The sequence below is a fragment of the Nocardia sp. NPDC003726 genome, from assembly GCF_053586955.1.
Map to the genome: position 1 here is coordinate 26094 of NZ_JBSFNF010000003.1, position 21000 is coordinate 47093.

A 21000-nucleotide genomic window follows, 5' to 3' on the forward strand; every position below is an offset into this window, starting at 1 on the left:
TCCACCGGGCACGGCACGCGGCACCGGGCGGTCGGCACGACAGCAGCGTGCGTCGCTCAGACCGGCTCGGGTGCCCGATACGAGCGCCGCCCCTGCGAGCGGAACGTCTGCGGCGGACGGCCCTGCCAGCGACGAAAGGCCCGGATGAAGGAGGCGGCCTCCGCGTACCCCAGCCGCGCGGCGACCTGTTCTGTGGTCATATCGGTATGCGCGAGCAGCAGCTCCGACATGGTCTGGCGCACCTCGTCCAGCAGCGCCCGGAACGAGGTGCCCTCCTCGTGCAACCGCCGCGACAGCGTGCGCGAACTCATGAACAGCCCGAGGGCGACCGTCGCCTGATCGGGGATCTCCCCCGGAGTGCGGACCAGCCGGTCGCGCACCGACGCCGCGACGCCGGTGCGCGAGCGGCGCCGGTCCAGCACGTCGCGGCACAGTTGCCCGCAGTTGTCCCGCGCGGCGGCGCTCGCCGGTGGCAGCGGCCGGTCCAGCAACCCGCGGTCGAAGACCACCGCGCTGGTCGGCGCGCCGAAAACCGGCACGACGCCGAAGACCTCGCGGTATCGCTTCATGTCGTGCGGGCACGCGTGCCGGAAACTGACGCGCCGCACCGGGACGCCGACGGCGAACAATTCGCGATCGAAGGCGGGCAACCCGGCCAAGGCCGCCTCGGCGAAGAACGCCTTCATCCCGGGCGGGATGCCGGTGTCCTCGAACACCAGCCGCGCTTCGCCGTCGGCTTCCTCGACGGCCAGTCGCCCGCACGGCACCGTGCGACCGACGTAGCGCGACCCCACCTCGATCAGCTCGCGCAGTGTCCGGCTGCCCAGCAGCGCGAGGCGCCACGGCCCGCGCGACCGCGGATCGTGGCGAACCGCCGCGAGACCGAGCCCCGGCTCGTCGCCGAACCGGCCGAGCACCGTGTGCGTGACCCGCAGTTCGTCCTGCACGGTGACCGTGGCGGACGGGTCGCCCAGCTCGGCGGGCGCCAGGGCCGTGCCTGCCAGGCACTCGGCGGCCGTCATGCCCCGCTCCGCGGCGATGCGGACGAGAGCGCGCACGCCGGCGGTACTGCGGAGGAGATCCGGATCGACCATGGCTCGTATCCTCGATGAAGCGGTACTGCGCGGTGTCGGCGCAATGTATCAATCGGGTGTCGCGCGTATCGGCGGTTCGCGCAAATGCCGTCACGACAACCCCTGGCAATCGGCTGTTTTCCCTCGCCGCACCGGTCGCGGTGTCCGGTATCGTGCGAGATCCGCGCACTCAATCCCGCACGGCGATACCGATGGAACGCGCGAAGGCGGGCGCGAGATCCATCAGCTGCGGAATGCTGATCGTGGCGCCGCGCAGACTGTCGAGCCCGTCGGTGATGTCGAGCGCCGTCGCGCCGCGCAGGTCCACCTTCGTCAGGCGGGCATTGCGCAACGAGAGCCGCGCCAGTGCCGAGCCGGGCATCGTGATCTCGGTCAGCGCCGCCTCGGCGAAGTCGCAATCGCGCAGCACGCAGTCGACGAAAGACACCTCGCGCAAGCGGGCGCGGCGGAAGTTGACCGCGTCGAACTTGCAGCCTTCGAACCGGACCCGCCGCAGGTTCGCCCCCGCGAAGTCGACGCCGGACAGCGCGCCGGCGACCATCTCCCCGTCGAGCCATGTCGTGTCGGCCAATTCGGTGCCGACCCAGCGGACGTGGCGCAGCCACACATCGGTGAACCGGCTGTAGCGCAGGGTTCCCCGGGTGAAGGTGTTCGAGACGAACGCCGACTCGTTGAAGCGCGCGTGCGGCACGTCGAGGTCCTCCAGTGCACCGCCGTCCAGCCGGACGCAGTCGTAGTCGCCCTCCGCCTCCAGGTCGCCGTCCAAGGCGGTGAGGTACCGCGCGTAGGGCAGGTCGTCGAGTTCGCGCGCCATGCACTCCTCCAGTTCGGCTCGAGGATCGGTCGGCGCCGAGTATTCCGGTGCGCTGTGACAAGTTCGGGCGCGCAGTGAGGATCACTCGGCGTCGGGCTCGAGCCGGGCGGCGCGGGACAGCAGGTAGCGCTGCTGCGGGATGCTCGTCGTCCGCCGCGCGGCGGTCAGATACGCCTCGCGGGCACGGGCGATGTCGCCGAGCAGCTCCAGCAGGTGCCCGCGCACGGCATGCAGCCGGTGGTCGTCGGCGAGACGGTCGCCGAGGTCCTCCGCCAGCTTCAGCCCCGCCGCGGGTCCAACGGCCATCGCCACCGCGACCGCGTGGTTCAGCGCGATCATCGGATTGTCGGCCGCCGCCAGCAGGCGTTCGTAGAGCAGTGCGATCTGCGGCCAGTCCGTGGCGGCGTAGCTGGGCGCCTCGTCGTGCAGTGCCGCGATCGCGGCCTGCAACTGGTACGGCCCCGGAATCCCCCGTGGCAGTGCGGCGGTGATCAGCGCGATGCCCTCCGCGATCGCATCGGCGTCCCACAGGCCGCGGTCCTGATCCTGCATCGGGATCAACTCGCCGCCGGGGCCCGTGCGCGCGGCGCGGCGGGCGTCGGTGAGCAGCATCAGCGCCAGCAGCCCCGCCACTTCGTTGTCCTCGGGCAGCAGGCGATGCACCAGGCGGGTGAGCCGGATCGCCTCGGCCGACAACTCGACTCGATGCAGACGGGGGCCGGAGGTGGCGGCGTAGCCCTCGGTGAAGATCAGATACAGCACATGCAGCACGGCGGCCAGCCGGTCGGCGCGGTCGGCCGCGGACGGAGGGGCGAACGGCACGCCGCTGGCGGAGATGGCGCGCTTGGCCCGGCCGATGCGTTTGGCCATGGTCGCCTCCGGGACCAGGAAGCACCGGGCGATCTCCGCGGTGGTGAGGCCGCCGACCGCGCGCAGTGTGAGCGCGACCTGCGAAGTGGGAGACAGCGCGGGGTGGCAGCACAGGAACAGCAGGATCAGCGTGTCGTCGGCGTCGCTGGGCTGCCGGTCGGCGGGCGGCGTCAGCCAGTCCTGCGGCAGCATCCACCGGGCCACGGTCTCTTCGCGTCGCCTGCGGGCCTGCTCGGCGCGCAACAGATCGGTGAGCCTGCGCGACGCGACGGTGATCAGCCAGGCCAGCGGCTTGGCCGGGACACCGTCGGCCGGCCACTGCGTCGCCGCGGCGAGCAGCGCCTCCTGCACCGCGTCCTCCGCGGTGTCGAAATGACCGTACCTGCGCACGAGCGCGGCGAGGACCTGCGGCGCCAGCGCGCGCAGCAGGTCCGTCGCCGCGGAATCGGGCACGCGTCGCTCAGCCGAGTTCGGGGGCGGCCTCGGCGATCGGGCGCACATCGGCGTAGACCGATTGGAGCACGTGCGCGGGCGCCGGGCACTTGTTCAGCTCGGAGGCGATTTCGGTGGCGCGGTCGAAGCTCTCGCATTCGACGATCCAGAATCCCGCGAGCACTTCCTGGGTCTCGGCGTAGGGGCCGTCGGTGACGAACGGTTTTCCGTCCTTGACGCCCAGCCTCCTGGTATGCACCGGCTCCACCAGGCCGCGGGTCTCCACGAGTTCGCCCGATTCCTCGAGCCTCTTGTTGAATTCGGTCATGAACTGGGCCATTGCCGCGAATTCTTCGGCGGTCCACGCGGGCTTGCCGGTGTCCTTGCCCACCATGCCGTCGTAGTCCCGCTGAGAGGCGTAGCTCAGGATCATGTATTTCATGGCGGTTCCTCTGCGTCGTCGGCGCCCTGGTGGCGCCGCTCGTCTGGAACGTCGGAGCCGCCGACCATTCTCGGACATCGCGGTGGACGCGCAGACCATTTCCGGGACGTGAGCTCGAGAAGAACCATGCGGACGAGCCGGGGCACCGCGACCCGGAGGGTCTGGAACCCGGTCGGATAGGTACTATTGTTCTCATACCTTCGGCAGTCGCTCGCGTGCCGATCCGGTGGAGAGGAGTGGGTCGTGGCCGATGCGGATGGGCATCCCGATATCGAGGAGTTCGACCTCTCCACGGTGCTGGCCGCGCTCGCCGACGACAATCGGCGCAGTGTGATCGCGCAACTCTATGCGGAGCCGGAGGGCACCGAGCAGTTCTGCAGCGTGTTCGGAATGCCATGGGCGCCGTCGACGCGCACGCATCATTTCCGGGTGCTGCGCAAGGCGGGGCTGATATGGCAGCGTGATGTCGGCAACGGCCGGATGACGAGGCTGCGACGCGAGGACATGGAAAAGGTGTTTCCAGGCCTGCTGGCGGCGATTCTCGCCGCCGACAGGGGTCGCCATCCGGCCGCGCCCGCTACCAGGTGACCGGCAGCGATGTCGGTCGGTGCACGAGAATGCCGGTCTCCCAGGGAATCCGGTCCTCGGGAACGGCCAGCCGCAGGGTCGGCAGCTCGGTGACGAGCCTGCGCAGCACCTCGGTGATCTCCATGCGCGCCATGGCCGCACCCATGCAGTGGTGCATGCCGTAACCGAATTGCAGGTGCCGCTTGCCGTTACGGGCCGGGTCGATCACCGCCGGGTCCGGGTACACCTCGGGATCACGGTTGGCCGAATGCGCGTCGGCGTAGACGATGTCGCCGGGATACAGCGTCCCCTGCGACAGCGCTAGTTCACGTGTGCTGACGCGCGGGAAGGTCGAGATCCGTCCCAGCGGAAGCAACCGCAGGAACTCCTCCACCGCGGTGGGGATGGCGTCCGGACTGTCCACCAGGTACCGCCACAGCTCCGGCCTGGCGAGGGCCACGTAGGCGATCTTGGTGATCACCGACAGGATGTTCTGATCGCCGCCGACCAGCGAGCCGAGCAGGATCGCCGCGTACTCCCCGTCGGTGACCGGCGGCGACACGGAATCGCGTGCCGCGAGCAGGTCGAGGATCAGGCCGGGCCGCAGCTCACGCCGCCCGGCGACGAGATCCTCGATGTAGTGGTACAAGGTCCAGAAATCGGCCAGCAGTTTGTCCACATCGCTGTCGTCGCCGAGTTGCATCTCCCGCGACAGATGCCGGAAATAGGCGAGGTCGGCGGTCGGGATGCCGAGGTAGTCGATGTTGACGCCGATGGTGACCGGATCCAGCAGCGCGCGAACGAGATCGGCCGATCCGCGCTCGTGCTGTGCGCGCAGGTCGGCGAGCGCGTCGTCGAGCACCCGGTGCACCGCAGGCACCCGCCGGGCCATGGTGGCGGCGCTGTAGGCGGAAGCCACGAAACCCTTGAGCCGCCCGTGATCGGGGTGGTCGAGGTTGAGCAGCATTTCCGTCGGCATGATGGTCGGCAGGAAGCTCGGGCCGTCCTCGACGTTGGTTTCGGCGCGCGCGAAGCTGAGGTCGGTCAGGACCGCGTGCACGTCGCGGTAGGCGGTGACGTGCACGGCGGTGTGACCGCTGGGGAGTTTCACCTGCGGAAATCCGCCGGCGGAACGCTGCGGTAGCGGTTCGATCATCAGGGGCGGCGCGATATTGGCGATGCCGTCGAGATCGACGCGGACCGCGTCGAGTGCGTGGGTCATGAGGTGACTCCTTCCGGGCTGGAACCGATGTCACGGTTCTCGGTGGCTCGTGTGGCGCCGCGCACCGCGACGATGAGGATGGTGAGCACCACGAGCAGGGCGATGAGGACGCCGACGGTGACGGTGAAGGCGCAGCGGTAGACGTCGGGGTGGCCGAACTGGCCCGCGGCGGTGTCGTCGGCGGCCTTCCCGCTGAGCCGGGTGCCGACGACCGTGGACAGCACGACGGCGTATCCGGCGACGAACAGCGCTTCGCTGCCGATGCGGAAGAAGTTCAGCAGACCCGCGGCGGTGCCGCCCCGTTCGGCGGGCACCACGGACAGCGCGTGGCCGTCGACGAGACCGATGGGCAGGCCGAAACCGAGGCCGAGCAACACCATCGGCACGATGATCCAGGCCACCGAACGGTCTTCGGAGAGCGCGAGCACACCGGCGTTGCCGAGGATCGCGGCGCCCAGCGCGAGGTAGACCACCCGGCCGACGGTCAGTGCGGGGAAGCGGGTGACGAGCTGTCCGACGGCCACCGGCGCGACGAAGACCGGAATGGTCATCGCGAGCATGAGCAGTCCGGAGGCGCCCGCCGAGAGGTCGGTGATGCCGCTCAGCGCCGAGGGCAGGTAGGTCAGCAGGGTGACGAAGCCGATCGATCCGGCGACCGGGACCAGGCACATGGCCAGGAATTCCCGGTTGCGCAGCAGGCCGAGATCGAGGATCGGACCATGTTCGGCCACAGCGGGTTTCACGGCGGGCAGCACCCGTGTGCCGACGCCTGCGGCCGCGAGGATCACCGCGTGCACCAGGAAGACGCCCCGCCAGTCCAGCAGTGCGATGAGGATGCCGGAGATGGTGGGACCGAGCGCGAGACCGAGGCCGTTCACGGTGCCGAAGACGGCGAACGCCTTGGCCCTGCGTGGTCCCTCGTAAGCCGCCGACAGCAGCGCGGTGGCGCCGGTCAGGATGGCCGCGGCGCCGATGCCCGCGACCACGCGCGCCAGGTCGAGGACGAACAGGTTCGGTGCGGCGACGCTGCCGACACTGCCCGCGACCACGAGCGCGGTGCCGATCCCGAAGGTGCGCCGATGTCCGATGCGGTCGCTGACCGCACCCCACAGCAGCGTGGTGAGGGCGAAGGCGACATTGAATCCGTTGACGACCCATTGCAGCGCGGCGGGATTCGATCCGAGGTCGCGCGAGATGAGCGGAAGCGCGATGGCGGTGCCCGCGATGGCCATCGGCGTGACGAACTGGGCGGCGAGCACCACGGGCAGTGTCGCACCGCTGGGCGGCGCGCCGCGGGTTTCGGTTTCGGTGGTGACGGTCGACATGGATACCCCCTGGGGCGGTGGTCGGGTGGACTCAGCACGGCGGGAGGACTTCGGAACGCGCGTGAGGTACCACCGGGCTGATAGGTACTATGATGTTAGTAGCTACGATAAACTTCGTACAACTGTGTTGCCCCGGACCAGATCCCGACCTCGCCCCAGGAGCATGTGATGAGCACGGCGCACCGGCCCGGACCGGATTTTCTCGACACCGATGTGCTGGTGGTCGGCGGTGGCCCGGTCGGCATGCTGGTCGCCGCCGAACTGGCGCTGCAGCGCGTCCGGGTCGTCGTGGCCGAGACCCGCACCGAACCGGACCCGCGCCCGCGGGCGGGCACGGTGCACGCCCGGTCGCTGTCGCTGCTGGCACGCCGCGGATACCTCCCATCCCTGGATCCCGAAGCGATACAGCGTGATCCGCACGGTGTGCGCCGGACCCCTTTCCAGTTCGCGGCGCAACCGGTGCTGACGATCAGCGCGCCCAGCGTCGAGCCCGGTCCGATCGCAGGCATCCCCCAGGCACGGCTGGAGGCGGCCTTCGAGGAGCGCGCGGGTGATCTCGGCGCACGAATCCTGCGCGGCCATACCGTCACCGGCCTCGAGGTCCGCGACGACGCGGTGGAGGCCCAGGTGGCCGTCGAGGACGAACATCGCTCGCTGCGCGTCCGCGCCCGCTACGCCGTCGGCGCCGACGGCGCCCGCAGCCTCGTCGCCCGAACCGGCGATTTCCCGGCGCAGGTGTACCCGGCGACCATGAACGCCATTGCCGGGCTGGCGATCACGGCCACCGACGGCGGGATTCCACCGGGCTGGCATTCGACGCCCACCGGATGGACCCTGCACAATCCGAATCCACACGGTCCCGCGCGGATCATCGCCATGGATTTCAGCGGCGCCATCGACCACCGACCCGAGCCCGGCGCGCGGGAGTACCGGCAACGGCTGGAATACGTGCTCGGCGCACCGCCCGCGCTGAGCGGGATCAGCCATCTCACCCGGTTCAGCGACCACGGCCGCTACTGCACCCGCCTGCGGGACGGGCGGCTGCTGCTGGCAGGCGATGCCGCGCACAGCCACTACCCCCTCGGCGGGCAGGGCCTCAACACCGGCATGCAGGACGCCTTCGCGCTGGGCTGGCGACTGGCTCGCGTCGTCGCCGGACACGACCGGCCCGCCGTCCTCGACGAGTACTCGCGCGAACGGGTCACCGTCGCGGCGGCGGTGGTCGCCAACACCGTGCTGCAATCGCGGATGATGAACCCCCGCGAGCCCGAGCTGCGCGCGGCGATGCTGGCCGTACTCGCGGTCCCGGCGGTCCACGACGCCGTCGCGCAGCTCATCAGCGGCCAGTTCCAGTCCGGATTCCAGCACGATCTGGTGGTCACCGAGGCAGGCGGCGGCGTGCGGACCCTCACCGAACTGCTGCGGGCGGGCCGGTTCGTGGCGATCCGGCCCGACGAGCACGTCCCGGTACCGCACGCCCCCGCCGACGCGATCACGGTGACCGGCAAGGTGTCTCCGGATCAGACGTGGACCTGCGCGCTGGTCCGTCCGGACGGCTACCTTGCCCGCGCCTGGTGAGCCGGCGCTCAGCCCGGCCATCGCTCCAGCACCTCGCGCACCTCGGCGATCGCCTGGCCGGCGGCACGGAACCGCACCGCCTGCCAGCCGGCTTCCCGTGCCGCGGCGCAGTTCTCCGCGAGGTCGTCGATGAGCAGGCACCGGCCTGCGTCGACGCCCGCCTGCTCGGCGGCGATGGCGAAGATCTCCGGATCGGGCTTGCGGAACCCGACCTTGCACGAATCGACCAGGGCGCTCAAAACCCCGTCCAGATCGATCATCTCGTGCCAGTAGGGCTCCCATTCGACGACATTGTTGCTGAGCACCCCGACCGGAATTCCGCTGTCGGCCAGCTCGATCGCGAAGTCGCGGACCACGCTGTTGGCTCGGTGGCCGGCGAACCACTGCCTGCCGAAATCGGGTTCGCTGCGGGAGAGGTCGAGCTCGGGTTGCTTGGCCCTGAGCACGGCGTGCAGCTTGCCGACCCACTCGCGTTCGTCGAGCAGCGCCAGTTCGATCGGGGCCAGCGGCGCGAGCCCGTATTCGGCGCCCACCTCGGCGATGGCGAATTTCAGCAGGTCGGGCGGAATGCCCGCGACCTCCTCGTAGCGCAGGAACAGGTCATCGAGCGGCGGGGAGAGCACCCCGCCGAAATCGAACCAGACGAACGGCCCCGCCGTCTTCGCGGCGGTCACTGGACCATCGTCCCGACGTCGGCCGGACGGAAGCGCAGCTCCACCTCACCGGCGGCGATCACGTCCGCGCCCTGGGTCAGGGCCACCTGCGCACGTACGCCGCCGCCGGCACCGGGAAGCGGGGCGACGGTGGCCCGTGCGATGGTCTCGCGCTCGAATTCACCGAACTTGGTGAACTCGATCCTGAGCCGCTGCATCACCATGCGGCTGGTGTCCAGGCCGAGGACGGCGTTCGCCGCGGCCATCGCGACCTGCCGGGCCGCTTCGAACTGCAACATGCCCGGGACGTGGTCGAGGGCGTGATCGAACAGGGAGGGATGGTTGGTGTCGATGATGGTCGACGCCGTCAGCTCGTGCTCGGCCGACAGCACCGGATTGGCCAGGATCGCGTTGCGCGGGTTGTGCCTGCCGACCGAACCAGGCCGCATCCGCGCGACCGGCACCTGCTGCGGGATCGCGTGCTGGGCGGGCAGGCCGAGCGCTTCGCGCCCGCGCACCCTGATCCGGTTCCACACCGCGGCGGGCATCCACTGGTAGACCATCACCTCCCGTGCGGCTTCCCTGCCCTCGATCTCGGCGACCATCTCGAGCGACAGGCCGATGACCTGATCGTCACGACGCTTCTCGCCGATCACCCGCGCCTCGATGACGCAGTGCCCAGGGCAGTTGCCGATCCGCAGGGTGTCGGGGTCGGCGATGGTGAAATCCGCCGATCCGAAGATGAACTTCTCCTCGCGGGCCACTCCGAGGAAGGTGTGCGCGTAGTAGATCGCGACCTGCCGGAACACCTCGATGAGCAGGAGGGGATCGTAGGTGGTCGATGTGCCACGGTGGTCGCTGAAATACGAGTGGTTGCGGGGCAATTGGGCGGCGAACACCGCGCCGTCGAGAATCGGTTGCGCGTCGGTGAGGAACACCTCGGCGATCGATTCCCGGTGCACGATGCCGCGCGGGATATTGCGATCGAAGGTCAGGGTTTGCGTTGCGGCGGTCATGATCGAGCCTTCCTGGAACTATGGGTTGGCGGCAGACTGGTCAGCGGACGGCGATGTCGTATGCCCAGGCGTTGACGGTGTTGCGGGGCGGGTCGAACAGCGAGGTCACGTTGTGGATCGCGGAACTCGCCGCGACACTGTTGCGGTCGGTGTAGAGCGGGATCGCGACGGCGTTGTCGAGCAGGTGCGCGGTGATGGTGTCGAACAGCCGCTTGCGCTGTTGCGGGTCGGTCGCCTTGGTCGCTTCGATGAGCCACCGGTCCACCTGGGGGTCGGCGAGTTTGGCGCCCGCGACGATGGAACCGAGGGTGATGCCGTCGATCTGGCCGTATTTCAGATCGGGGGTGGTGGAGCCGTAGGCGCGGTTGAACTGCAGCGACAGGTCCAGGCCGCCGACTTGGCGCGGGAACGCCTCGTACCGGTTGCGTGCCAACAGGTCGTAGACCTGGGCGTTCTCGACGAACTGCAACTCGACCCGGATACCGAGGTTCTGGCGCAGCTCGGCCTGCCATGCCTTCAGGAAATCGTCCTCCGGGTAGGTCGGCGTCGTGGCGAGCAGGCGGACGGTCAGGCGCTGTCCCGCCGTGTCGGTGCGGTAGCCGTCGGCGTCCTTGCCGGTCCAGCCCGCCTGATCGAGCAACGCGCGGGCGGCGGCGATATCGGGCTTGTTCGCGGTCTCGTACTTGGCGTCGTAGTAGGCACTGTCCGGAGAGATGAGGCTCCAGGCGCGCTTCTGGGAACCCTTGGTCAGACTGTCCACCACCGCGGCGATGTCGACGCCCCTGGCGATGGCGCGCCGCACCCGCACGTCCGTGGTCGGGCCGTTGGTGAGGTTGAGCATGATCACCGTGGGCGCGGCCGACGAGCCGATCTGTTCGTACTGGAATCGGTCGATTCCGTCGAACAGGGCGATGTCGGTGGCCTTCACCGTGCCGATCGCGTCGACCTCGCCGCTGCGCAGCAGGCCCGCGCGGGTGGAGGCCTCGGGGATGTACTTGACGACGAGATCGTCCACGTACGCGGCGCCCCGATGCGCGGCGGTGGCCGGACCCCACCGGTAGCCGGGATTGCGGTGGAACCTCAGTTCCTGCCCCTGCACCGCCTTGTCCAGGATGAACGGACCCGAGCCGACCAGCCCGGCCCCGCTGGTGAGGGCCTCCTTGTCGACGTTCAGCGTGCTGGGAGCCACGATGGCGCCGCTGAGTCCGGCGAGGGTGGACAGGAAGTCCGCGCGGGGTGTGCTCAGCGTGATCCGCACCTTGTAGGGGTCGACCACGTCCACCGCGCTGACGCTCGAGTACTGCAGCAGGCCGAGCACCGTCCAGGAGGGGGTGTCCGGATTCCTCAGCACATCGATGTTCGCCTTGACCGCGGCGGCGTCGAACTTCTCCCCGTTGTGGAACGTCACGTCCCGGCGCAGCGTGAATTCGTACACCGTGCCGTCGGGGGAAACGGTCCACTCGGAGGCGAGCCACGGGTGGAACTGTTCGTCGCGGTCCTCGGCGATGAGGCTGTCGTAGCTGTTGCGCAGCACCTGGGAGGCGTCGAAGGCCGCGCCGACATGGGGATTGAGCCCGCGTGTCGGATAGGACGGCAACGCGATGGTGAAGGTGCCGCCCGGTTGCGCGGGCGAGGTCGGTCCGCCCTTCACGCTGCCGGGTTCCGGGTCCGAGGCGCAGGCGCCCGCGGCGAGGGCGACGCCGACGGCCAGGGCGGTGAACAGTCGAGTGAGGCGATTACGCACGCGAAGGGCTTTCTGTGGTGTCCGCTACCGTGAGACGCGGCACGGAATCGAGCAGGGAACGGATGTACGGGGAAGTCGGCGCCGTGAAAACGTCGTCGCAGGAACCGGATTCGACGATCGCGCCGCCGTGCAGGACGAGGAGGCGGTGACAGATCTGCCGGACCACGGCGAGATCGTGGGAGATGAACAGGATGCCGACCCCGCGCTCGCGCGCGAGTTCGGCGATGAGCTCGAGGATCTGGGCCTGCACCGTGATGTCCAGGGCCGACACCGGCTCGTCGCAGACGACCAGCTCCGGCCTGCTGCCCAGCGCCCTGGCGATATTGACGCGCTGACGCTGTCCGCCCGACAGTTCGCGAGGGTGGCGATCGATGCTGGCTGCGGGCAGGTGCACCGCGTCGAGCAGATCCAGCACTTCGGCGCGCCGCTCGCGACGACCGACCCGCAGGGCGACGCTCTCGCCGATGATCTCCCCCACCCGGTAGCGGGGGTCGAAGGAGCCGGTCGAATCCTGCGCGACCAGCCCGATCCGGCCGGGACGGTGGGTGCGCGGCGTCAACGGCGCTCCGCCGAAACGCATCTCGCCGCCGTCCGGTTCGATCAGCCCGGTGACCATCTTCGCCACCGTCGACTTACCCGAACCAGATTCACCGACCACGCCGAGCACCTCACCGGCCCCGACCTCGAAGCCGATGCCGGCGACCGCCGGTACCGCACGGCCACGCACCCGATACGACTTGGTCAGCGCGCTCGCGGTGAAGATCGGTGCGCTCGCCCGGGACGGCGGTGCGCCCGCCCGGCCACGCGGTACCGCGGCGAGCAGTGCCTTGGTGTACTCGTGCCGCGGAGCACCGATGACCTGCGCCGCGAGCCCCTGCTCGACGACGCGCCCCGCTTGCATCACCAGGATGCGATCGGCCACCGAGGCCACCACCGCCAGATCGTGGCTGACCAGGATCATCGACCGTCCGCCCGCCACCTGCCGGACCAGCAGTTCGAGCACCTGCGCCTGGACCGTCACATCCAGCGCCGTGGTCGGTTCGTCGGCGATGAGGATGTCCGGGTCGCCCGCGAGGGCGGAGGCGATCAGCGCGCGCTGGCGCTGACCACCCGACAGCTGGAACGGCCGCTGCCGCTTGCGCACCTCGGGATCGGCGATCCCCACCGAGACCAGCAGCTCGTCGATGCGGGCCGCGCGCAGGGAACGCGGTGTGGCGCGTAATGCTTCGGCCATCTCGTCGGCGATGGTGCGCAGCGGATCGAGGGCGACGAGCGCGTCCTGGAACACCAATCCGATTCGCGCGCCACGGATCCGGCGCCACTGCCGTTCGCTCAGCCCGAGTGCCGGGGCGCCGAACAGGTCGAAACGGTCGGCGCGCACCCGGGCGCCCGCCCCCGCGAGGCCGACAAGGCTGCGTGTGGTCACCGATTTGCCCGACCCCGATTCGCCGACGATGGCGAGGATCTCGCCGCGCCGCAGGTCGAAGCCGACGCCCTCGACGACATCGCCCTCGGTCCCTGGGAAACCGACGCGCAGGTTCCGTACGCTCAGCACGGTCTCGGTCACGATGTCCGCGCTCGGCACGGCGGCGGCGGTGAGCGTCATGGCTGTGCCCTTCGTTCGAAACGGTGTCCCACGTGGCGGCCGAGCACCGTGGTGGCCAGGACCACGACCGTGACGGCGGCGCCGGGGAAGGCGACCGACCACCACGCGATACGCAGATCGCCGTGCGCCTCGGCGAGCATGGAACCCCACTCGGGGTCGGGGGGTTGCGGGCCGAAGCCGAGGAAACTGAGGGCGGCGGCGCCGAGAATGCTGGTCCCGAGGCCGAGGGTGACCACGACCGGCAGCGACCGCAACGCGTTGGGCAGGATGTGGCGAACGACGATCCGCGCGCGTGACCGGGTCAGCAGCCGCGCCTGCGCGACATGGTCGGCCGCGCGCACCGCTCGGGTTTCCGCCCGCATCACCCTGGCGAATCTCGGCGCCGCGGCGATGCCGAGGGCCGGAACGAGATTGGCGGTTCCGGTGCCGGTGAAGGTGATCAATACCAGGGCGAGCAGCACCTCGGGGAACGCGCCGAGCAGGTCGAAGGCCCGCGAGGCGACGGCGTCCACGACCCGGCCACCGATTCCGGCCACCAGTCCGGCGCTCACACCGAGCAGCACCGCGAGCGCCGTCGCCGACACCCCGATGAACAGCGACAACCGGGCGCCGTGCACGACACGGGTGAACACGTCACGGCCGAGTTGATCGGTGCCGAACGGATGCGACAGCGACGGCGGTCGATGCGCGGCCACCAGATCGGTCTGCAGTGGATCGCCGGAGGCCAGCAGGGTGGGTACGAGGGCCGCTGCCACCGCGAGAACGAGCACAGCGCCCGCGATCAGGACGGCGACGGGACGGTGCGGCACCGGGAAGGTGAAGCGTTGCCGCAGTAAGGCTGTCGTCATGCGGAGGCCTCCTGCAGGCGCGGATCGATCCAGAGATAGGCGATGTCGACGACGACCGTGACGATCAGATAGACCGCGGCCGACAGCACCGCGACACCCAGCACCACCGGAACGTCGGCATAGCCGACGGCCTCGACCGTCGCCCGTCCGACACCCGACCGGCCGAAGACCTCCTCGATGACGACGGTCCCGGTGAGCAATCCGCTCACGGCCCATCCGGCCAGGGTCGCGGCCGGGATCAGGGAGTGCCGCAGGCCGTGCCGCAGGCGCAGGCGGATAGCGCCGATGCCGCGCGATCGGGCCGTCAGCGCGAACGGCTGCTCGAGCGCGCGCTCGATCCCCTCCCGCATGACCTGGGCCAGCACCGCCGCGATGGGCAGGGCCAGGGTGACGGCCGGCAGGATCAGGCGCTGGAACTCGTTGCCCGCGGTCACCGGCAGCACCTTCAGCGTGAAGGCGAAGATCCAGATCAACAGCAGCCCGGTCCAGAAGGGCGGCGCGGAGGCGACCACGATCTCGGCCGTGGTGATCGACCGGCTCAGCACATCGCGCCTGCCCGCGGTGAGCACGGCCAGCAGTGGCGCGAGGACGAGCGCGAGGAGCAAGGCGAATCCGGCGAGCTCGGCGCTGCTGCCCAATTGTTCGCCGAACACGATGTCGGTCACGGGTTCGCCACGCACGTACGAGTAGCCGAGGTCGCCGTGCAGCAGCCGTCCGAGATGTCGCCCGTACTGCACGAGCAGCGGGCGATCCAGACCCCAGTCCTGTTCGATCCGCGCGCGCAGGGCCGGATCGCTGGACTCCCCCATGATCGCGGTGACCGGATCGCCGGGGGCGATGTGCACGGCCAGGAACGCCAGGGTGACCGCGGCCCACATCATCGCCACCGCGGACAGGACCACGCCCGCGATGCGGCCGAACACTGCGCGCCGGTGTGGATTCATCGCGGCTCAGTCCTCGATGGGCGCGCCGACCAGGCTGCCCCATTCGGTCCAGGATCCGTCGTAGACGCGGACCCGGTGATCGTCGAGCAGGTCGGTGAACACCAGCCAGCCCAGCGCGGCGCGATGGGAGAGCCTGCAGTAGGCGATGATCTGATCGGCATCATCGATGCCGAGCGCCGCCACCCGCTCCCGGAGTTCGGACACCGGCCGTAGCAGTCCTTGCTCGTCGAGCAGATCCTGCGCGGGCAAGCTCAGCGCGCCCGGAATCCGGCCCGCGCGTTCGGCACCGTGATCGATCGGCTCGGTGAGCGGGGACACCCGCTGTCCCGAATACTCCTGTGGCGAGCGCAGATCCAGGATCACGACGGGCGATCCGATGGCCGCGCGTACCTCGTCGCGGCCGACGACGATGTCCTCGTGGCACGGCGCGATCCGAGGCAGCGGTTCCGGCGTCTCGGCGGCCCGCGCAGCGGCAGTCTCCCCGGCCGCATCGGCGGCGCGCTCGATCGGTCCGGCAGAGGCGCTCGCGGCGGCTTCGGCCGCGCGCCACGCGGGCAAGCCGCCGTCCAGATAGCGCAGGTCACCACCGACCCCGACGGCCGCGGCCACCCAGATGGCGTACGCGGCGAACTGCGTCGGCTCGCCCGCGAAGACCACCGTCGACTCGGCGCCCGCGCCCAGTGCGCGCAGACGATCGATCAGGACCTGCGCCGAGGGGAATTCCCGGCGCGAATGGTGCCAGAGCAGATCCTTCCAGTACACGGTGCGCGCACCGGCGATGGCGTTGCGGTCCGGCTCGGCGCCCGGCGTGTTGGTCACCTCGATGACGACGACGCCGGGGTCCGAGAGACGGGTCCGCAACCATTCCGCGTCGACGACTCGGCTCGTCAGGACGTCTCCCACAGCAGCCCCTCCCGCTGATCTGTGCCGGGTCGGTCGACCTCGGCGCTGAAAACATATGAGCAGCACCGCGATACTGTGAACACAAAAAGTCACGAAGACCCGAATTATGTTTTCACCGCGTGGGGATACATATCCTCGGCACCGCCCGTCGTCCGCGCGTCGAAAGGATCGCGATGTCCGGTGCCCGTGCCGCCCACCTCATCTCGGCGAGCGAGTTGCGTGACGACCCACCGGAACGACTGGTGCTGCTCGACGTCCGCGTCGGCGCGACCGGGCCCGACCCGGGCGCATTCCGGCGCGGGCACCTGCCCGGAGCGCGGTTCGTCGACGTCGACGCCGACCTGGCGGGCACCGCCACCGCGGGCTCCGGCGCCCGCCCGCTTCCGGAAGCCGCGGCGCTCACCACCGCGCTCCGGCGCTGGGGCATCCGCGCCGACAGCGCCGTGGTGGTCTACGACGACTCCCGCTCGGTGCCCGCCGCCCGTGCCTGGTGGGTCCTGCGCTGGGCGGGACTGACCGACGTCCGGCTCCTCGACGGCGGGCTGCTGGCCTGGCGCGCGGCAGGCGGCCCCGTCGTCTCCGGCGCCGAAACCGTCGCGGCGGGAACCGCATCCGCGCGTCCGGGCGGACTTCCCGTGATCGGCACCGCCGCCGTGGCGACCCTGCCCGCACGCGGCATACTCCTGGATGCCCGCCCGCACAGCCACTATCGCGGCGAGGGCCCATTCGCCGGCCACATCCCCGATGCCGTGAGCGCGCCGGTCTTCGACGACTTCGACGAACACGGACTGCTGCGCGACGAACGCACCCTGCGTGCGCGCTATCACGGCCTCGGCCTCGGCCCCGCGACGCCCGCGGCCACCCACTGCGGCAGCGCGATGGCCGCGGCCCTGCAGGTCTTCGTCCTCGCCACGCTCGGCATCGAGATCGCCCTGTATCCCGGCTCGCTCTCGCAGTGGACCGCCGACCCGGCACGCCCCCTCGTCCGCGGCGACGCCCCCGTCCCGTCACTCTGACCCCGGAGACCCCCATGGCCGACCAACCCCGACATGTCATCCTCAACGCCAACCTGATACCCGGCGGCACCCTCGGCAGCCCGTGGCGGCGCGCCGAACAACCCGCGGCGCATTTCGTCGGGATCGAGCACTACCTCGACGTGGCACGCATCGCCGAACGCGGACGGCTCGATGCGGTTTTCCTGGCCGACTCACCGGACCTCCAGGCCAAGGACTGGAATGCGCCGAGCCGGCTGCTCGATCCGTTCATCGCCCAGTCCGTGCTGGCCGCGCACACCAGCCACATCGGACTGATCATCACCGCCACGACGTCCTACAACGACCCCTACAATCTGGCGCGCTCGTTCGCCGCGCTGTCGGCGGTGTCCGGTGGCCGGGTGGGCTGGAACTACGTCGTCACCGGCGGCGACGCCGCGGCCCGCAACTACTCCCTCGGCCGGGCCCTGCCGAAGTCCGAACGGTACGCCCGCGCCGCCGAGTTCCTCGACGTGGTGACCGCGCTGTGGGATTCGGTGCCCGCGGGCGCGCTCGTCGGCGACAAGGCCACCGGCCGCTATCTGGACCCGGCGGCGGTGCGGCCGATCGACCACGACGGCAAGTTCTTCCAGGTGGCCGGGCCGTTGAAGGCGCCGCCGCTGACCCACGGCAGGCCGGTGCTGATCCAGGCGGGCGCCTCCACCCACGGCGTGGAACTGGGTGCAAGGACAGCCGACGCCGTCTACTCCGCGCACGTCGATCCCGGGTCGGCGGCACAGCGTCGCAGCGAACTACGGCGCAGGGCCGTCGACGCCGGGCGCGCCCCCGACAGTGTGAAGCTGTTGCCGGGGTTGATCGTCGTGCTCGCCGATTCCGAATCCGCGGCCCGGCGACGTGAGCGCGAGCTCATCGACCTCATTCCCGACGAGGTCCAACTGGTCAATCTCGCCGATCGGCTCGGCGTCGAACCCGCCGATCTCGACCTGGACGCACCGTTGCCATGGGAGCGGATCCCCGACGAGAACACCGACGCGGGGTCGCGCGGACAGCGTGCGGTGCTGCTCGAGTACGTGCGCTCCAGTGGCGCGGACACGCGCGGCGCGGCGCGACTGCTGGCCTCGGGCAGTGTGCACGCCAAGGTGGTCGGCGGCCCGGAACAGGTGGCCGGATTCATCGCCGACTGGTTCGAGGCGGGCGCCGTCGACGGATTCAATGTGATGATCGACGAATTGCCCGGGGGCCTGGCCGATTTCGTCGACCATGTCGTGCCGCTGCTGCGCGGGCGCGGCCTCTTCCGCACCGAATACGACACCACCACCCTGAGAGGGCACTACCGGCTGTGATCACTTCGTCGTCACCAGCGGTGCTCACGGCACCGTCGCTGTTCGTGCAGTTGCGCAGCGGCCCGCCCGTCGCCGAGGTCTACCGGCACACCATCGACATCGGTGTGCGCGCCGAACGGCTCGGTTTCGGCGCCGTCTGGTTCGCGACCCGGCATTTCGAGGCCCATCACGCCGCGCTGCCCTCCGTGTTCCCGTTCGTCGCCGCGGTCGCCCAGCACACCAGCACGATCCGGCTCGGCACCGGCGTGGTCGCACTGCCGTTCGAACATCCGGTGCGGCTGGCCGAGGACGCGGTCGTCACCGACGCGCTCAGCGGCGGACGGCTCGAGCTCGGTGTCGGCAAGGGCCTCGGATTCGGCCACTCCGCCACCAGTTACAGCGGATTCGGTGTCCCCGACACCGACCGGGAGGCGCTGTACGCCGAGCGGCTGGCCGCGCTACAGCGTCTCCTGGCCGCCGGGCGCGTCACCGACGACATCGCCCTGTATCCGCCACCGGACACCTTGCGTTCCCGGATCTGGCAGTCCACCGGCAACAGCGACACCGCTCGGCGAGCGGGCGCGGCCGGCGACGGGCTGCTTCCGCACGGCAATTCGCAGGCGCGCGCGGGCGGCGACGTCGCCGAACTCGTCGACGCCTACCTGTCTTCCTGCCGCGGCACACCGCGCATCGGGTCGAGCGTCACCGTGCTGCCCGGTGACAGCGAACGCGATGCGCTCGACCTGCTCGACACCGACATCCGGCTGAGTCCGGCCTACTACCCGCAGCTGCGGGGCACCGCCGACCGGCGACGGTTCCTGGCGGACAACCGCATCCGGGCCGGAAGCGCCGAGCAGATCGTCGAACAGCTGCGCGAGGACCAGGGCCTGGCCGCCGCCACCGAGGTGCTGTTCCAGATCCCACTCGCGGTCGGTCATCCCCGATACGCGGAATGCCTGCACCGGGTAGGCGCCGAGATAGCACCGCGGCTGCATCCGCGGCCCGTCCGCTAGTCGAGGAATTCCCGATGCGTGGCACCGGCGGCCTCGGCGAGCAGGCGCGCGAGTTCGGCCAGCCCGGCCTCCGCATCGGGTAGTTGCGGCACCGCGACGCGCACCACGCCCGGACGCTGCGGCGTCACATACGATTTCGCACCCGAGCCGACGACGATCCCGTGCCGGGCCAGCCCGAGCAGCGCCGCCTGTTCGTCGGCGACCTCCACCCACACGACCAGGCTGTTCACCCCGGAACAGGCGGTCACGCCGCGCTGGCGCAATGCCGCGAGCAGCCCGTCCCTGCGGGCGGTGTAGCGAGCGCGGGCGGTGTCGATCAGCGCGGCGGTCGCGGGGTCGAGGATGAGGTGCGCCAGTGCGTTCTGCAGGATCCGGCTGTTGGCGGCGATACCGTGGACCCGTGCCCGGATGGCCCGGTCGACCAATTCGGCGCTGCCGCCGATGACGCAGGTCCGGATGTCCATGCCGTAGGCCTTGCAATAGCTGCGCACCCGCACGCTGTGGCGCGGGAACCAGCGGCCGAGCGAGGGCGCCTGGGCCACGGCCAGCGGCCCCACCGCATCGTCCTCGACGATCCACGGCACCCGCTCCGCCGCGGCGAGCACCGCGGCCAGTTCGGTGGCCCGGTCCTCCGACAGCGCGCCACCCGTGGCGTACCCGCCCTCCGGCTGGAGCACCACCACCGACGGCTGCCGTCGCAGCACCGCCGCCAGCGCCCCGGGCAGCGCGCCCTGTTCGTCGGATTCGATACCGAGCACCTCGTACCCGACCTCCGCCAGAGTGTCGAGGAAGCCCGGCATCACCGGCTCCTCCACGGCGACAAGAGAACCCGCGGGCGCGGCGGCGTCCACCGCGAGGAACAACCCCTCCGAACCGCCGCCCGCCGCGGCGAAGGCCTCGGCCGCGAACGGCCAGCTGTCGAGGACGGCGGCGCGGAGCCGATCGGTGATGTAGTCACGACCGGGCCGGTTGAGCTGATCGGTGTGCAACCCGGCCAGCATGGCGGGCGCCAGATCGGGTTGCAGCGCGTAGTCCGGACTTCCGGTGAGCAGGTCGCGGGCCGCGAGCGCACGGCCCACCGGGACCTCCGCGAGCGCGGCCACCACCGTGCCACCGCGTCGATTGGTCGCGATCAGGCCTTCCTCGCGCAGCGCGCTCCACGCGGCGACGACCGTGCGCGTACTCAGCCCGCAGCGCCGGGCGACCTCGCGAATGGTCGGCAAGCGCGCGCCCGCGGTGAGCGCGCCGTCCCGGATCAACCGGGCCGTCACCGCGCGGACCGACTCGGGGGTGTGCGAATCATCGGCCTGCAACGCCCGCACCAGCAGTGCAGAATCCAGCTCCGTCACTGACACTCCACTCGTCGTCGGCCATCCGTACGGAGGATATATGTATCCGGAGAACCAGTTTGTTCCCGGTTTCCGGATATATGTTTCCAGCCCGCCAGCGACCTCGGAGCGACCACCGGATCAGCCGACGGCGGGCCGCCGTGATCGGGGCATCGCTGTCGACCAGGACTACCAGGCGCTCAGCGGTTCCGTGATCGGGAATCCACGGTCGCCAGCGCATCTGTTCCGACCCGTCCGGCCGCACCGAATGCCCAACCGCGGAATGC

Annotated in this window: 19 protein-coding genes; 5 read left to right on the forward strand and 14 right to left on the reverse strand. The window is 70.4% G+C overall.

Going from position 1 to position 21000, the window contains the following annotated elements:
* Positions 1 to 56 precede the first annotated feature (56 nt).
* The 4 genes from ACWDMM_RS04880 to ACWDMM_RS04895 form a co-directional block, all read right to left on the reverse strand.
* A complete protein-coding gene (locus tag ACWDMM_RS04880; protein ID WP_449936038.1) occupies positions 57 to 1094 on the reverse strand; it encodes an AraC family transcriptional regulator in 1038 nt (345 codons plus the stop codon).
* Positions 1095 to 1263: 169 nt separating this feature from the next.
* On the reverse strand, positions 1264 to 1908 hold the full coding sequence (locus ACWDMM_RS04885; RefSeq protein WP_357103007.1) for a pentapeptide repeat-containing protein: 645 nt from the start codon (positions 1906 to 1908) through the stop codon (positions 1264 to 1266).
* Positions 1909 to 1989: 81 nt separating this feature from the next.
* The gene (locus ACWDMM_RS04890) at positions 1990 to 3231 is read right to left on the reverse strand and encodes an RNA polymerase sigma factor (RefSeq protein ID WP_449936040.1); all 1242 of its coding nucleotides are present in this window, start codon (positions 3229 to 3231) and stop codon (positions 1990 to 1992) included.
* A 7-nt stretch (positions 3232 to 3238) separates the two neighbouring features.
* Positions 3239 to 3652 carry a YciI family protein gene (locus ACWDMM_RS04895; RefSeq protein ID WP_195079251.1) on the reverse strand — a complete coding sequence of 138 codons (414 nt, stop codon included), beginning with the start codon at positions 3650 to 3652 and terminating at the stop codon, positions 3239 to 3241.
* 243 nt (positions 3653 to 3895) lie between these two features.
* Here ACWDMM_RS04895 and ACWDMM_RS04900 point away from each other — a divergent pair, with 243 nt between their 5' ends.
* The gene (locus ACWDMM_RS04900) at positions 3896 to 4240 is read left to right on the forward strand and encodes an ArsR/SmtB family transcription factor (RefSeq protein ID WP_195079250.1); all 345 of its coding nucleotides are present in this window, start codon (positions 3896 to 3898) and stop codon (positions 4238 to 4240) included.
* Here ACWDMM_RS04900 and ACWDMM_RS04905 read toward each other — a convergent pair.
* A complete protein-coding gene (locus tag ACWDMM_RS04905) occupies positions 4230 to 5441 on the reverse strand; it encodes a cytochrome P450 (RefSeq protein ID WP_449936042.1) in 1212 nt (403 codons plus the stop codon). The genes ACWDMM_RS04900 and ACWDMM_RS04905 overlap by 11 nt on opposite strands.
* Complete coding sequence (locus tag ACWDMM_RS04910) at positions 5438 to 6766, reverse strand: MFS transporter (protein ID WP_449936045.1); 1329 nt, start codon at positions 6764 to 6766, stop codon at positions 5438 to 5440. The genes ACWDMM_RS04905 and ACWDMM_RS04910 overlap by 4 nt, the downstream gene beginning before the upstream one ends.
* Before the next feature lie 168 nt (positions 6767 to 6934).
* On the opposite strand from ACWDMM_RS04910, the gene ACWDMM_RS04915 reads away from it, so the two are divergent.
* Positions 6935 to 8344 (forward strand): FAD-dependent monooxygenase, encoded by a 1410-nt coding sequence (locus tag ACWDMM_RS04915; RefSeq protein WP_449936046.1) that lies wholly within the window; start codon positions 6935 to 6937, stop codon positions 8342 to 8344.
* A gap of 8 nt (positions 8345 to 8352) precedes the next feature.
* On the opposite strand, the gene ACWDMM_RS04920 is transcribed toward ACWDMM_RS04915, so the two are convergent.
* The 7 genes from ACWDMM_RS04920 to ACWDMM_RS04950 are packed head-to-tail and all read right to left on the reverse strand — an operon-like array spanning position 8353 to position 16058.
* Positions 8353 to 9018: an HAD family hydrolase gene (locus ACWDMM_RS04920; protein WP_195079246.1), complete on the reverse strand. Its 666-nt coding sequence runs from the start codon at positions 9016 to 9018 to the stop codon at positions 8353 to 8355.
* The gene (locus ACWDMM_RS04925) at positions 9015 to 10013 is read right to left on the reverse strand and encodes a ScbA/BarX family gamma-butyrolactone biosynthesis protein (RefSeq protein WP_449936049.1); all 999 of its coding nucleotides are present in this window, start codon (positions 10011 to 10013) and stop codon (positions 9015 to 9017) included. The genes ACWDMM_RS04920 and ACWDMM_RS04925 overlap by 4 nt, the downstream gene beginning before the upstream one ends.
* 40 nt (positions 10014 to 10053) lie before the next feature.
* Positions 10054 to 11757 carry an ABC transporter substrate-binding protein gene (locus tag ACWDMM_RS04930; RefSeq protein ID WP_357205634.1) on the reverse strand — a complete coding sequence of 568 codons (1704 nt, stop codon included), beginning with the start codon at positions 11755 to 11757 and terminating at the stop codon, positions 10054 to 10056.
* Positions 11750 to 13363, reverse strand: a complete 1614-nt coding sequence (locus ACWDMM_RS04935; RefSeq protein ID WP_357103020.1) for an ABC transporter ATP-binding protein — start codon at positions 13361 to 13363, stop codon at positions 11750 to 11752. The genes ACWDMM_RS04930 and ACWDMM_RS04935 overlap by 8 nt, the downstream gene beginning before the upstream one ends.
* Entirely contained in the window at positions 13360 to 14211 is an 852-nt protein-coding gene (locus ACWDMM_RS04940; RefSeq protein WP_357103023.1) for an ABC transporter permease, read from the reverse strand. Before ACWDMM_RS04940 ends, ACWDMM_RS04935 begins: the two co-directional genes overlap by 4 nt.
* A complete protein-coding gene (locus ACWDMM_RS04945; protein ID WP_449936052.1) occupies positions 14208 to 15155 on the reverse strand; it encodes an ABC transporter permease in 948 nt (315 codons plus the stop codon). The genes ACWDMM_RS04940 and ACWDMM_RS04945 overlap by 4 nt, the downstream gene beginning before the upstream one ends.
* A 6-nt stretch (positions 15156 to 15161) precedes the next feature.
* The gene (locus ACWDMM_RS04950) at positions 15162 to 16058 is read right to left on the reverse strand and encodes a sulfurtransferase (RefSeq protein ID WP_195079241.1); all 897 of its coding nucleotides are present in this window, start codon (positions 16056 to 16058) and stop codon (positions 15162 to 15164) included.
* Between the two features lie 173 nt (positions 16059 to 16231).
* On the opposite strand from ACWDMM_RS04950, the gene ACWDMM_RS04955 reads away from it, so the two are divergent.
* From ACWDMM_RS04955 to ACWDMM_RS04965, 3 genes are read left to right on the forward strand one after another with little or no spacing between them, the layout of a single operon-like run.
* Positions 16232 to 17074, forward strand: coding sequence for a sulfurtransferase (locus ACWDMM_RS04955; protein WP_195079240.1), 843 nt, complete (start codon positions 16232 to 16234; stop codon positions 17072 to 17074).
* Positions 17075 to 17088: 14 nt separating this feature from the next.
* Positions 17089 to 18393, forward strand: a complete 1305-nt coding sequence (locus ACWDMM_RS04960) for an NtaA/DmoA family FMN-dependent monooxygenase (RefSeq protein WP_195079239.1) — start codon at positions 17089 to 17091, stop codon at positions 18391 to 18393.
* The gene (locus tag ACWDMM_RS04965) at positions 18390 to 19385 is read left to right on the forward strand and encodes an LLM class flavin-dependent oxidoreductase (protein ID WP_195079238.1); all 996 of its coding nucleotides are present in this window, start codon (positions 18390 to 18392) and stop codon (positions 19383 to 19385) included. The genes ACWDMM_RS04960 and ACWDMM_RS04965 overlap by 4 nt, the downstream gene beginning before the upstream one ends.
* Here the strand turns inward: ACWDMM_RS04965 and ACWDMM_RS04970 are convergent.
* Positions 19382 to 20734, reverse strand: coding sequence for an aminotransferase class I/II-fold pyridoxal phosphate-dependent enzyme (locus tag ACWDMM_RS04970; protein WP_195079237.1), 1353 nt, complete (start codon positions 20732 to 20734; stop codon positions 19382 to 19384). The two genes, ACWDMM_RS04965 and ACWDMM_RS04970, sit on opposite strands and share 4 nt — an antisense overlap.
* Positions 20735 to 21000 lie beyond the last annotated feature (266 nt).